This window comes from Bacillus cereus group sp. MG4, from assembly GCF_040460055.1.
GTDB lineage: Bacteria > Bacillota > Bacilli > Bacillales > Bacillaceae_G > Bacillus_A > Bacillus_A wiedmannii.
The window spans coordinates 4,290,913-4,303,272 of sequence record NZ_JARVGZ010000001.1 but is presented as its reverse complement, the minus strand read 5'-3'; the positions used below and the strand labels follow the sequence as shown (position 1 = coordinate 4,303,272).

Here is a 12,360-nt window from a genome sequence, read left to right as displayed (position 1 = left end):
CTTACGGTTGCGTATATTCTCTAATATCATTTGTATCATATAGATAAAAACCATCATTACCAGGTGGATGGTGAACAATTACAGTTCGATCCCCTTTTTTATATGACGTTATTTCACCTTCAGATCGCTGTTTTTCCCATCCATGTATCCAAATTGCAAAGTCAGGTACAAAAGCAGTGTACTTATAATCTTTCGGGTTTTCGTCTTCTACATAGGAAGAAAAAATAGACACAGGAAAGTCTTTCACTTTTGACTCTTTCCATGCAGTAAATGGTATACATAGCGCAATAAGTATCATTACACCGATAACCTTCCCCTTTGTAATCCTCACACTTTTTCTCCCCTCGACTTATCATATACGTAGATTTTACCATAATTACAACCTATTCACGCTATACGACTATTGCTTTTTCCAATAAAAAAAGAGCTTACCTACATCAGATAAGCTCTTCCTCACTATACAAAATATTTTTTCAAAAGCGGCGGCGTAATAATCGTCGTTAATATAACAACAATAACTATCGCTGTGAAATTTTCTTTCGCTAATAAATTCGCCGCAAGTCCATTCGCTGCGATGATAAGCGCCACTTCTCCACGCGAAACCATCCCCGCACCGATACTAATAGAAGATTGCAGGTTGAATCCTGTCAATCTTGCACCTAAACCTGATCCGATTAATTTTGTGAATATCGCAATAAGAGTCATGATGATAATGAACCAAATCTGGCTTCCGATACCTTGAAATGTAATTTCCATTCCAATACTTACGAAGAACACCGGTACAAATATCGCATAAGCAATCGGTTCAATTTTATGTTCTACTTCATGCTTGTACTCTGTTTGAGAAATGGCAATCCCTGCTGCAAAAGCCCCAATAATACCTGCAATCCCCATCATTTCACTGTAATACGAAAAAGAAAAACAAATAATAAGAGCCGCACTAATTAACGCTTCTGTTACGCGAAGTGGTACGAGCATTTTCATAATCCATGGAACAACTTTCCAAGAGATGAAAACGATACTTACAAAAAAGATAATTTTCTTTGCAATGACAAGCGTTACATTTACATCTTGTGTACCTAAAAAACTCATCACAAATGCTAATAAAATAACAACAATTACATCATCAAATACAGCTGCCCCTAAAATCGTCGTACTTTCTCTCGTATTCATTTTCCCTAAATCTCTTAGTGTTTGAACAGAAATACTAACGGAAGTGGCACAAAGTAATAATCCTAAAAAGATCGCATGCGACTGTAACATGCCAAACGCAAGTCCTGCCAAATACCCACCAAGGAATGGGAAAATAATTCCTCCCATCGCTACTGCGAATGCAGATTTTAAATTCCGATTTAACTCTTCTAAATCTGTTTCAAGCCCTGCCATAAACATAAGTAGTAAAACACCAATTTCACTCAGTTCATCAATCAATTCAGAACTATTAATAATACCAAGCACAGCAGGACCGATAATAATACCGACAATTAATTTACCAAGTACAGAAGGCTGGCCAAGTCTCACGCTAATATCACCAGCTAATTTCGTACAAAGTAAAATGACGACAAGTTCAAAATAAAATAACATAACATCTTCTCCTACTTTATAAAGTGAAACTTTAATGAGTGGTTTTATCACTCCGTTAACCCTCGTCCATTCCTGCCAGTAGTTTCCCCTATTCATTCGCATTTTATTTGTCACATTTTTATTTGACAAAATATTCTGAATTATATTAAGATTAATCCAGCAATTTTAAAAACTAGACACCATAACTGTACCTCCATTTACTTACATACTCTTTTCTAGTGGGCTCATACTATATTCGCAGTTATGGAAATGAAAAACGGGGGGAGAGTCCAAAGTGAAGTCATTATTACGAAAAAAACCGCTTAGTACTGAATCACCACGGCAGTTAGATAGAACATTAACGGCACTTGATTTAACTTTCTTAGGAATTGGCGCCGTAATTGGGACAGGGATTTTTGTATTAACAGGTATTGTCGCAGCGAAACATTCTGGTCCTGGTATTATGCTATCATTCCTTATTGCTGCATTTACTTGTGCTTGTGTAGCCTTTTGTTATGCCGAATTTGCTTCTTCTATTCCTGTCTCAGGAAGTGTGTATACTTACGCATACATGACAGTCGGAGAAGTCGTCGCTTTTATCGTTGGCTGGTGTTTAATGCTCGAATATTTACTTGCAGTCGCGGCAGTAGCTGTCGGTTGGTCTGGTTATTTACAATCTTTACTACAAGGATTTAACATCCATCTGCCCACCATAATCGCCTCGGCCCCTGGCGTAGGAAAAGGCGGCATTATCGATTTACCGGCTGTTTGTATTTTACTACTCATTACGGGACTTTTAAGTTTCGGTATACGCGAAAGCGCACGCATTAATAATATTATGGTTCTTATCAAGCTGGCTGTTATTATCGCCTTTATCGTAGCAGGCGCAAAATATGTAAAACCTGAAAATTGGACACCGTTCATTCCGTTCGGATACGACGGTATCATTACTGGAGCTGCCACTGTATTCTTCGCCTTCTTAGGCTTTGATGCAATCGCAACCGCTGCGGAAGAAACGAAAAAACCACAGCGCGATTTACCAATCGGCATTATCGGTTCCCTTCTTATTTGTACTGTTTTATATATGATCGTATCTTTCGTTTTAACAGGTATGGTTCCTTATACACAATTAGATGTTTCTGATCCAGTTGCGTTTGCCTTACATTTCGTTGGTGAAGATACCATTGCAGGACTACTTGCTGTTGGTGCGATGACTGGAATGACAACCGTCCTCTTAGTCGTTATGTATGGACAAGTTCGCGTGTCATATGCGATGAGCCGTGACGGTTTACTTCCAAAAGCGTTAGCACGTGTAAATAAAAAAGTAAAAGTCCCTTTATTAAACACATGGATCACTGGTGTTGTTGCCGCTTTATTAGCAGGACTTTTAGACTTACATTTACTAGCGAATTTAGTAAACATCGGTACGCTAACAGCCTTTACATTCGTTTGCTGCGCAGTACTCATTTTACGAAAAACACATCCTGATTTAAAACGTGGATTCCGCGCACCTTTCGTACCTGTATTACCAGTTGTTGCAATTCTTTGCTGTTTATATTTGATGATCAATTTGTCTAAAACGACATGGATAAGCTTTGCAGTTTGGCTTCTAGTCGGCTTATGCTTCTATTTCTTCTACTCTAGAAAACATAGCCATTTAGCTACTGAAAGAACAAATGATGAAGAGAAAAAAGCATAACAAAATAGCTCGCCGATAAAACGGTGAGCTATCTTTCTGTATTATTATATTTTTTCGTTAACGATTGTAAAATGAAAAATATGCCGATGCAAGCTGTAAACGATGCCCAATTTCCTATCGGTGTAGCATATTTAAAAACGCCAATACCTACAAGCAATAGGAAAATAATCACCTGATATATAAGCTTCCACTTTTGCATATATTCCCTCCTTTACTTCGTTCCCTTCTTTTTCTTCTTCCATGCATTTAAACTATCAAAGAAGAAATTAATAAATAACGTGCCTAAACCCGCTAATAAAAACGTCATTAAAAATAGAACCCATATACTTTTCTCTTTTAAGAAATAATATCCTACAAGGAGCACAACCGCGATCCATACATATTCAAGAATTCTTTTTAGCTTTTTCTCTTCCAAATTATTCGCTCCTTCATTCTATACTATTTTTAGTATAACAAAAAAGAAGCCTATCATGATAAGCTTCTTTTTCTTCTCTCTTATTTGTTTATGCTTTTTTCAACGAGTGAAATCACATATTCCACCGTACGATTCATCGTTTCTACTTGTGCATCTTTTACTTTCGCATCTTTTAATACAGCTTCTGCCACTGTAATTTTTTGACTCAATGATTTCACTGAACCATCCGTTACATTTGCAGCTTGCGCTTTTTTCACCACTGCTTTTGCAGTTTCAATATTGATTTGTAATTTTTCTTTCGGTGTTTTCGGTTGTTCTTCTGCTACTTTAGATTGTATAAATGTTACATTAGCTGTTTTTAATTCGTTATACGCTTGAACGATTTGCTCTCCAGTACTTCCTACATTTTCAAATGCTTGCTTTGCAGTGTTATAGCTTTTCTCTAATGCTTGAAATGCTTCCTTTGAATATTGACCTGGTTTGTCACCAAACTCATACGTACCAGCTAACACTTCTTTTACTTTTCCAAGCTCTTCATATAACGCGTTTACTTGCTCTAATTTTGTACGATTAGAAAACTCATTATACGCTGCTAATACTTCTGAAGAACTTAACGCTTTACTATATAATTTCGCAAGCGCAATTTGTCCATTTAACGGAATACCACCATTCCCGTTGCTATCTGGATCTGCACCAAGTGCAAATGGTACGTTCGGGTGATATACTTTCCCTGTAGCTGGTTGGCTATTTACTTTTTTACCATCTACGTAAATGGCTACTTCACTTCCATTATACGTTCCAGTTAAATGGTACGTTTTATTTGCCTCTAATTGAACGCCAACACGCTTATAGCTACCGCCAATATGAGCCCATAATTCTACATAACCACTTCCTGTAGATTCAAAGCCAATTCCGCCGCTCTCTGTATTTTGTAAAATACCTTGCCCACGGATTTCATTCATTGAAAACACAGTTTCTAACGTAAACGTATTTGCTACTTTCTCTTTTTGTGCTGCTGAAAATGGAAGGTATCCAAATGTATTTGCTTTTCCGTTTAGCTTCATAACATTCTTTTTCAATGCTTTATCATATTCAATAGTCACATTACCCTTAACATCACCTTTTGTACCAAATGATGAATTGTCTTTAAATGTACCATCTGCAAAGTTCACATCAAAAACATCCGCCTTTGGTACTTTCACATTCGGGTCAATATTATCTTTTTTCGTAGTAATTTCTGCCGTTAATGGTTGTACACTTTCATTGCCGAATGAATCAATCGCAACGACTTCCAGTGTATATGTTTTCCCACCATCTAGTCCTGCAAGCGTAAATGTCAGTTCTTTCGGCACTGGATCACGATAAAACTCTGAGAATGCTAACAATTTATTCTTTATTTCTCCCGTTTGCTTATCTCTCGCTTGTACACGGTAAGAATGAACAAGAAGGTTGTCCAATGCTTGCATAAATGTTACTGTTGCTGCATTTTCTGTTACATTGGATACCGATAACTTCGCATCTTTTGCAAAGTATGGCTTCTCTTTATCACGATCTTCTACATGTGTAAATGTGTCTTTCTTTGATGGTAATTTAATTTTCCAAGGCTCGCCTGTCCAAGAATTTGTATGGAAATCACGGCGATTAATTGTTACTTCTTTATCATCTACTTCTACTAATAAACCTTGGCTTAATGTACTAGCTCCTGGCGGTATATTCCCTTGTACTTTACCACCTTCAACTTCCATATAACTTACAGAAGATGTACCAACTGATGTAAAGTCTTTTTGATGAATCGACCTTGGATCATCTAACGGATAATGCGAATGACCTGAAAACGTAATAGCTTGCGGATATTCTTTTAATACCGCATTAATTTTTGCGCTATCTTTTGTTCCCCATTCATGACTACCGTAAACTGTCTCTTTAATGTGTTGGTGTAAAAATACGAAAATTGGTTTTTCTGGATCATCTTTTTGTGCTTTTGCCATTTCTTCTTTTAACCAATTAATTTGCTTGTCTGAATAATATCCATGAGTTGTCCCGTCCTCTGGAGACATAACAAGGAAGTGATACCCTTTCACCACTTTATGATAATAAATTGATTCCATTCCTGTCTTTTCTAAGAAACGCTTCTGTGCTCCTTCTACAGATAAACCGTTCCAATAATCATGGTTTCCTAGAGAATTCATTCGTACTGCATCTTTGTTTGCATTTTCATTATATACTTGCATGAAACGATCGTATTGTTGTACCGATCCTGAATCAGTAAAATCTCCCACAATTACGAACGCATCTTGTTTAGGTGCAAGTGTATTGAGTTGCTCGATTGCTCGTTTCCAGCGAAACGTATCATCCGTTCCACTATTTTTAATATGTACATCACTTACAACTGGAAAAACTATCTTCTTTTCACTTGGTGCCTTTTCTTGCTTCTTCTCTTCTGCTTTGACTGATGTACTCCACGGAAATGATACGAATGCTAATACAAAAACCATTAATAATCCAATAAGACCTCTTACTTTTCGTAAAGCTGTTCTTTCCACGTGAATCCTCCTCATAATAATTGATTCATTACAAGGGCTATTTTATCTAAAACATGTTAATGTCGTTTAAATAACAAATGAATTTTATTGGATTTTTGTAAATATATAGTTAATTAAAAATGAAGTCCAACATTCCTTGTATTATCTTATACAACCACTTTTTGTCTAAAAGAGTCTGAGCATTCTTTTCACATGTCTATTCACATATAATCTTTTCTATAACATGAATAATAATTTAAGCTTTAAGCCTATTAGACAATCTTAATTTTTAACATTTTCTTCTTTTTTTAACACATCGGCCATGCTTCTACATTTAATAGTAGTAAAAGACTACTTAAAAAGGAGGGGGTTGTATTGAAGAATAAAAAAAACATTGGCTGTTTTGCTCCTTTGTCTATCATTTGCCCAGACCCTTGTCCACCGACCCCTCCTCCAAATCCAAATTGCGAGCGAGTAATCAATGAATTTGCAGGAAATTTCCTCATAACGAATAACACCATTCCCTCTGCCAAAGGTGCATCACAATCGATGATACTGTGGCAGAGTGATGGGATACTACTTATATCAGGCACTGTCTCGGTTTACAATAGTACTAGCAGCACAGAAGCAATTACAATTGAAATCGTTGGAGCAGTAACCAATATTTTCACTGTGTTTCCTGGTAATACAATATCGTACACAGGAAAAAATTTACAGTCAGTCAGTATTACTAATATACAAAATAATCCTTCACTATATTTAGAAGGCAAGTACTGTTGCCAGTTTACATGTTGCTTATAGAATACCAATTTCATTACTTTCTTAATTAAAAAAGCATACCATTTACGGTATGCTTTTTTATGAAATCGGATAACGTACTGTAATACAAAACTCGCCTTGATTAACAGTTGTTCCTGTTGTAGTAATTCGAACAGTCGTAAAATAACGTACAGTGAAAGTACCACTACTTTGTGGTTGTACAGTAATTGTGTCAACTACTGTAGCACCTACTAAAAAATCAACTGTAATCGGAGCCGCACCTACATCATATTTCACGTAACCTGAACCATATACTTCTTGCGTAATATTATTCGTATATACAATTTGAGTACCAGCACCTGTAATAGACCAGTCTGTACATACTTGATCTTGCACAAGTGTTTTATTAGAACAACAAGACAAACCGGAACTTCTCATTCCCATTTCGATCCTCTCCTATTCTGCTATGAAAGCGGATAACGTGTTGTAATACAAAATTCTCCTTGATACGTTCCAGCAGGTGTCGCAGGTAACACAACTTGTATACTATCAAAGCGGCGATACGTAAAAGCAATACTCGTTCCTGGGTTTAATGTTTGTGTATCAATTACAGTACCAGTAGAATCAAGTGCTTCTACAGTAATTGGACCTGGTCCAACATCATATTTAACAAAACCAGTCCCAATTACGTTTTGGTTAATATTATTTGTATAGAGAACATTATCAATTGCTGTTGCAACTACAGTAGCAGACCACGGACTACACACTTTATCTTGTACATAATTTTTATCTGGACAACAAGTTAATGCTGACCCTGAGCACTCACAAGACATAGTTGTTTCCCCTCTCTCTTTTATATTCCCTATATGTGTATGTCCTTCAGAGTCTTTTGCCTGTACTATTCATCTATTTTCAAAAAATATGCAAATTTCAGTACCAATGACTAGATAGATTCAGTTTTATTTCGTTTTTTCATAAATTTATAGATAAAGATACTAGCTACGATAAGCAGAACGCCTCCTAATATCGGTAGCATATATTGCCCAACAACATCCGCCGCTTTTTCCCAATGCGGACCTAATTTCATCCCAAAATAAATATACAACGTCGTTAACGGGAACATTGCTACAAATGTATATATGCTAAATTTCCATATGTTCATTTTCGCCATACCACATGGAACGGAAATAAGTGTTCGAACTCCTGGAACGAAGCGTCCAACAAATGCTACAACCGGTCCGTATTTCTCAAAGAAATCATCTGCTTTTTGAATTTGTTCTTCTTTAATAAAGAAGTATTTTCCGTATTTTATTAATAGAGGACGACCACCGTAATAACCGAGGGCATATAGCGTTAATGGTCCTGTCGTTCCCCCCAGTGTTCCAGCTAATACAGCTAGCCAAAAATTCATATCACCCTCGTATACCCAATATCCAACCATGGGCAAAACTACTTCTGCTGGAATAAATTCAAACGTTAATGCTAACACAACTCCAAAATAAGAAAACTGCTTTAAAAACTCGATTATATCTAAAATAATTTGCTCCATATTTTTAACTCCTATCCTACGTTTACATTATGCTTTTCTTGTAATTGAACTGGCGCCATCTTTACAATTCGGTTCAAAATGAATAACACAATTCCAATATCATCTAAAATACCGATAAACGGCAGGAAGTCTGGAATTAAATCAAACGGCATCGCAACATACCCAACTAAAAAAGCAACAGATAAAATTTTCTTCTTTATTGAAACCTCTTTTGAAGTAAAAAAGTCAAATAAAAATGGAACGAAACGGCGAACATGAAATACAACTCTTAATCTACTAATAAGTTTTTTCATTTTTATTTCTCCTCTCTTTGTATACAAAAAGGACCCTACCAAATATGGTAAGGGTCCTAAAAAAGACAATAAGGGGCCTTTACCAGTGCCGGTAAAGGTCTCACTAACAACGAAACGTTGCCAATAAAGCCGAGGGTTTCTCCCTGTAATGACGACTTTACTGTAATAAGTTACTCCCCTTTATATACACAATTTTATACAATCACATTAAAATATTTTGGAGGGCTTGTCAATATAATTTATATCCCAATCCCTCCTGCTTACCCTTCCGTAAAAACAAAAAACGTATAGGAAATTTCTTACTACCTCATAATATACATACTCATTCTTTTAAATGAAAGGAGGAATTTCATGTGCATACCGTATGGAAAGGTGCACTTTCACTTGGACTATTAAATATAGGAATTAAACTATATAGCGCCGTAGAAGAAAACGATATAAAGTTTTTAAGTCTCCATAAAGAATGCTTAACACCTATTAAATACAAAAAATTTGCTCCTGATTGTACGGATGAAGAAATTGATGATAAAGATATTGTAAAAGCCTATGAATACGCACCTCATAAATACATCATTATTGATGAAAAAGAATTAGCTGCGTTGCAAAAAGCTCACGAACCACGATCCATTCGGATTATATCTTTTGTTCAAAATAACGAAATCGATTCTGTTCTTTATGACCGCTCTTATTTTATAGGCCCTACCCCAGGACATGAAAAATCATATTTATTATTAAAAGAAGCTCTTGAACGTACAAATAAACTTGGGCTTATTCATATTTCTATTAGAAAAAAACAACACTTAGCTATTATCCGTAACTTTGAAGATGGACTTATGTTACAAACCATCCACTACCCTAATGAAATTCGCGATATAACAAATACACCTAACTTACCAAGTAACGAAAATTATCCTATCCAAAAACAAGAACTCACCGCAGCAATTAATTTAATCCACCATCTTACAAATCCTTTTGAACAAGAAATGTATACAGATGAGTATAAAGAAGCTCTTACCGAATTAATCGAAGATAAAATTGAACAACAGGAAAAAACTGAAACAATCTCTCCAGCTCCAAACATCATTAATATTATGGAGACATTACAGGCAAGTATTGAACAAGCAAAAATAAAAAGAGAAAATAAAAAAGAACAAGAGGCCAAATAAAATTGACCTCTTGTTCTTTAAAGCGGATTACATTTCGGCATTTCCAGTCCAGCTGATTGAGCTAATTTTAATAAATAATAACATTCTTCTCTTGCCATATGATCTGCCATTCTAGCTGATAATACACTTAATACTTCATTTGATAACTCCAGTTCTTCAACTTCATGTAAAAAATGCGAAAATAATTTCAATTCAAGTGAAACATCTTTTGTAAACTTCTTTAATGCAGGAAAATGATGAAGCTCTGTTCTTAAATACCCTGTCATTTCAACTGCCTTCAAATAAAATTGTTCAAAGTGCTTCGTAAATTCTTCACTCTTCTCTTTCAATCTTTTTTCAACGAGATCTAACCCACCAGAAATAGAGCCCGCATGACCAGCTGCATCCGTTAACCAAACGAGATGATAATGCAATTCATGAAAAACAGGTGGAACTTCCCCTTTCTTCAAAAACTCTAAAACCGTTATATACTCTTCCACTTCGTTTACCATATGATTAATAAAAGTTGGCGTAAAATGAATGGTAATTTTCCCTTCCAACTGCTTCTGTATAACATTTAATTTAAACGTCCGAATTTCCTTAGCAGCTTGTTCTGCCTCTTTTGAGAATGCCATCAGATTCACATTCTGAACTTTATTTAACAAATTCTTAAATGTTTCAACAAAGTAAGTAGCTTTTTTTATATCCTCTTTTTCCTTTGGAGCTAACGCATCAAGTAAAAATTGCGAGTGATCACTTAGCACTTTTAGCCAAAATTGATGCTCAAATAACGCACTTTCTTCATAATTCCTCTCCACTAAATCCCCTCCGTTTATTCATCCTTTTCTATTACTTCAAGTTTATATCCATCGGGATCTTGTACTACAATACTCTTCTCACGTTTATTTTCTGTATATAAAATTTCATAAAATGCTAGCTTCTTTTTTAACTTCTCTATGTTAGAAATCGAAAATGTTATAACCTCACATGAATTCATAACACTCTTCTCCTGTCCACCCAACATGCGATTCATAACAAAACTAATTCTCGCTGAATCAGCATCATACCAAACCCCTGTTACATCTATTTGTGGTCTTTCTAAACTAGGTTTGATTCCTAAAATCCCTTCGTAAAAATACAAAGTTTCCTTTAAGTTTTTCACTTCCAATACAATGAACTGTTTCACAGTCTCCACATTCATTCCCCCCGTACCTATTACTTTTTTATATGTGTCATAAATGCTCATTATGTCTGAATACAATACGTAGTAATGAACATTTAAGGAGGTTTATTCATGAATAAATATATGCGATCATTCGTGCCCTATCATAGTCCTCTTGATCCTTGCCCTCCTATCGGAAAAAAATATTATTCTACTCCTCCTAATTTATTTTTAGGTTTTCAACCGCCAAACTTACCGCAATTCACGCCAAAAGAAGCGCTCCAAAAAGGGACTTTATGGCCTGTTTTTTATGATTATTATGAAAATCCTTATAAAAAAGGGCGGTGACTACTGACGTGACTCAATCGCTACCAGAAGAATACTATCAACTTTTACTGGAGCTTCAAGAACTTGACTTTGTACTAGTCGAACTCACTCTTTATTTAGATACACATCCAGACGACACTGCTGCTATTAATCAATTTAATGACTTTTCCTATAAGCGGAGAGTATTAAAACAAAAGATAGAAGAAAAATACGGGCCACTCCAACAGTTTGGAAACAGCTACTCTAATGCACCTTGGGAATGGAGCAAAGGTCCTTGGCCATGGCAAATATAAAGGAGAGAAACTATGTGGATTTATGAAAAGAAATTACAATACCCCGTTAAAGTGGGAACTTGCAATCCAGCACTAGCAAAATTATTAATTGAGCAATACGGCGGTGCAGATGGAGAACTAGCTGCTGCGCTACGTTACTTAAATCAACGTTATACAATTCCTGATAAAGTCATTGGCCTCCTTACCGATATTGGTACAGAAGAATTTGCTCACCTTGAAATGATTGCTACAATGGTTTATAAGCTGACGAAAGATGCAACTCCTGAACAGATGAAGGCAGCTGGACTTGACCCTCATTATGTTGATCATGATAGTGCACTTCATTACCATAATGCTGCCGGCGTTCCATTTACTGCAACCTATATACAGGCTAAAGGCGATCCAATTGCCGATCTATACGAAGATATTGCGGCTGAAGAAAAAGCACGTGCAACATATCAATGGCTCATTAACTTATCAGATGATCCAGATATAAATGACAGCCTGCGTTTCTTACGTGAACGAGAAATTGTCCATTCACAACGTTTTCGAGAAGCAGTTGAAATTTTAAAAGAAGAACGTGATAAAAAAATTTTTTTTTAAAACACGTATCCTAGCGATATGTGTTTTTTATGTTAAAGGTTAAATCCTTCT

18 protein-coding genes are annotated in these 12,360 nt (G+C 35.8%); 6 read left to right on the top strand and 12 right to left on the bottom strand.

The window, feature by feature from the left end:
• Position 1: 1 nt before the first annotated feature.
• Positions 2-331 (bottom strand): outer surface protein, encoded by a 330-nt coding sequence (locus tag QCI41_RS22545; RefSeq protein ID WP_353836638.1) that lies wholly within the window; start codon positions 329-331, stop codon positions 2-4.
• 125 nt (positions 332-456) lie between these two features.
• Positions 457-1,680, bottom strand: a complete 1,224-nt coding sequence (locus QCI41_RS22540; RefSeq protein ID WP_353838811.1) for a cation:proton antiporter — start codon at positions 1,678-1,680, stop codon at positions 457-459.
• A 178-nt stretch (positions 1,681-1,858) separates the two neighbouring features.
• Between QCI41_RS22540 and bcaP the strand changes: the two genes are divergently transcribed.
• Entirely contained in the window at positions 1,859-3,262 is a 1,404-nt protein-coding gene (gene bcaP, locus QCI41_RS22535; RefSeq protein WP_353836639.1) for a branched-chain amino acid transporter BcaP, read from the top strand.
• 28 nt (positions 3,263-3,290) lie between these two features.
• Here the strand turns inward: bcaP and QCI41_RS22530 are convergent, their stop codons facing one another.
• The 4 genes from QCI41_RS22530 to QCI41_RS22515 all read right to left on the bottom strand — a co-directional run bounded on the left by QCI41_RS22530 (position 3,291) and on the right by QCI41_RS22515 (position 6,705).
• Entirely contained in the window at positions 3,291-3,461 is a 171-nt protein-coding gene (locus QCI41_RS22530) for a hypothetical protein (RefSeq protein ID WP_001174844.1), read from the bottom strand.
• Positions 3,462-3,473: 12 nt separating this feature from the next.
• Positions 3,474-3,677 (bottom strand): hypothetical protein, encoded by a 204-nt coding sequence (locus tag QCI41_RS22525; protein ID WP_000391504.1) that lies wholly within the window; start codon positions 3,675-3,677, stop codon positions 3,474-3,476.
• A gap of 80 nt (positions 3,678-3,757) precedes the next feature.
• Positions 3,758-6,220 carry a LamG-like jellyroll fold domain-containing protein gene (locus QCI41_RS22520; protein WP_353836640.1) on the bottom strand — a complete coding sequence of 821 codons (2,463 nt, stop codon included), beginning with the start codon at positions 6,218-6,220 and terminating at the stop codon, positions 3,758-3,760.
• A gap of 287 nt (positions 6,221-6,507) precedes the next feature.
• Complete coding sequence (locus QCI41_RS22515) at positions 6,508-6,705, bottom strand: hypothetical protein (RefSeq protein WP_353836641.1); 198 nt, start codon at positions 6,703-6,705, stop codon at positions 6,508-6,510.
• Between QCI41_RS22515 and QCI41_RS22510 the strand changes: the two genes are divergently transcribed.
• Positions 6,611-7,000, top strand: coding sequence for an S-Ena type endospore appendage (locus QCI41_RS22510; protein ID WP_353836642.1), 390 nt, complete (start codon positions 6,611-6,613; stop codon positions 6,998-7,000). The genes QCI41_RS22515 and QCI41_RS22510 overlap by 95 nt on opposite strands.
• 57 nt (positions 7,001-7,057) lie before the next feature.
• Here QCI41_RS22510 and QCI41_RS22505 read toward each other — a convergent pair whose 3' ends face one another.
• The 4 genes from QCI41_RS22505 to QCI41_RS22490 all read right to left on the bottom strand — a co-directional run bounded on the left by QCI41_RS22505 (position 7,058) and on the right by QCI41_RS22490 (position 8,800).
• Entirely contained in the window at positions 7,058-7,402 is a 345-nt protein-coding gene (locus QCI41_RS22505; RefSeq protein WP_000525802.1) for a DUF3992 domain-containing protein, read from the bottom strand.
• Between the two features lie 20 nt (positions 7,403-7,422).
• A complete protein-coding gene (locus QCI41_RS22500; protein WP_353836643.1) occupies positions 7,423-7,791 on the bottom strand; it encodes a DUF3992 domain-containing protein in 369 nt (122 codons plus the stop codon).
• 110 nt (positions 7,792-7,901) lie between these two features.
• A complete protein-coding gene (locus QCI41_RS22495; RefSeq protein ID WP_097844526.1) occupies positions 7,902-8,507 on the bottom strand; it encodes a DedA family protein in 606 nt (201 codons plus the stop codon).
• A gap of 11 nt (positions 8,508-8,518) precedes the next feature.
• On the bottom strand, positions 8,519-8,800 hold the full coding sequence (locus QCI41_RS22490) for a YkvA family protein (protein ID WP_016117206.1): 282 nt from the start codon (positions 8,798-8,800) through the stop codon (positions 8,519-8,521).
• Between the two features lie 353 nt (positions 8,801-9,153).
• Between QCI41_RS22490 and ku the strand changes: the two genes are divergently transcribed.
• Positions 9,154-9,966, top strand: a complete 813-nt coding sequence (gene ku, locus QCI41_RS22485) for a non-homologous end joining protein Ku (protein WP_353836644.1) — start codon at positions 9,154-9,156, stop codon at positions 9,964-9,966.
• Between the two features lie 17 nt (positions 9,967-9,983).
• On the opposite strand, the gene QCI41_RS22480 is transcribed toward ku, so the two are convergent.
• Both QCI41_RS22480 and QCI41_RS22475 read right to left on the bottom strand, forming a co-directional pair.
• Complete coding sequence (locus QCI41_RS22480; protein ID WP_353836645.1) at positions 9,984-10,763, bottom strand: DUF2935 domain-containing protein; 780 nt, start codon at positions 10,761-10,763, stop codon at positions 9,984-9,986.
• Between the two features lie 14 nt (positions 10,764-10,777).
• The gene (locus tag QCI41_RS22475) at positions 10,778-11,191 is read right to left on the bottom strand and encodes a VOC family protein (RefSeq protein WP_353836646.1); all 414 of its coding nucleotides are present in this window, start codon (positions 11,189-11,191) and stop codon (positions 10,778-10,780) included.
• Between the two features lie 48 nt (positions 11,192-11,239).
• On the opposite strand from QCI41_RS22475, the gene QCI41_RS22470 reads away from it, so the two are divergent.
• From QCI41_RS22470 to cotJC, 3 genes are read left to right on the top strand one after another with little or no spacing between them, the layout of a single operon-like run.
• Positions 11,240-11,455: a spore coat associated protein CotJA gene (locus QCI41_RS22470; protein WP_001046257.1), complete on the top strand. Its 216-nt coding sequence runs from the start codon at positions 11,240-11,242 to the stop codon at positions 11,453-11,455.
• Between the two features lie 8 nt (positions 11,456-11,463).
• Positions 11,464-11,727, top strand: coding sequence for a spore coat protein CotJB (locus QCI41_RS22465; RefSeq protein WP_141539209.1), 264 nt, complete (start codon positions 11,464-11,466; stop codon positions 11,725-11,727).
• Between the two features lie 12 nt (positions 11,728-11,739).
• Entirely contained in the window at positions 11,740-12,309 is a 570-nt protein-coding gene (gene cotJC / locus QCI41_RS22460; RefSeq protein ID WP_000265275.1) for a spore coat protein CotJC, read from the top strand.
• Positions 12,310-12,360: the final 51 nt, after the last annotated feature.

Bases quoted from the DNA above. Each gene is read 5' to 3' on its own strand.
- QCI41_RS22540 (WP_353838811.1), bottom strand. From the start codon at position 1,680: ATGAATAGGGGAAACTACTGGCAGGAATGGACGAGGGTTAACGGAGTG.
- QCI41_RS22530 (WP_001174844.1), bottom strand. From the start codon at position 3,461: ATGCAAAAGTGGAAGCTTATATATCAGGTGATTATTTTCCTATTGCTT.
- QCI41_RS22515 (WP_353836641.1), bottom strand. From the start codon at position 6,705: ATGAGGAAATTTCCTGCAAATTCATTGATTACTCGCTCGCAATTTGGA.
- QCI41_RS22505 (WP_000525802.1), bottom strand. From the start codon at position 7,402: ATGGGAATGAGAAGTTCCGGTTTGTCTTGTTGTTCTAATAAAACACTT.
- QCI41_RS22500 (WP_353836643.1), bottom strand. From the start codon at position 7,791: ATGTCTTGTGAGTGCTCAGGGTCAGCATTAACTTGTTGTCCAGATAAA.
- QCI41_RS22495 (WP_097844526.1), bottom strand. From the start codon at position 8,507: ATGGAGCAAATTATTTTAGATATAATCGAGTTTTTAAAGCAGTTTTCT.
- QCI41_RS22490 (WP_016117206.1), bottom strand. From the start codon at position 8,800: ATGAAAAAACTTATTAGTAGATTAAGAGTTGTATTTCATGTTCGCCGT.
- QCI41_RS22475 (WP_353836646.1), bottom strand. From the start codon at position 11,191: ATGAGCATTTATGACACATATAAAAAAGTAATAGGTACGGGGGGAATG.
- QCI41_RS22470 (WP_001046257.1), top strand. From the start codon at position 11,240: ATGAATAAATATATGCGATCATTCGTGCCCTATCATAGTCCTCTTGAT.
- cotJC (WP_000265275.1), top strand. From the start codon at position 11,740: ATGTGGATTTATGAAAAGAAATTACAATACCCCGTTAAAGTGGGAACT.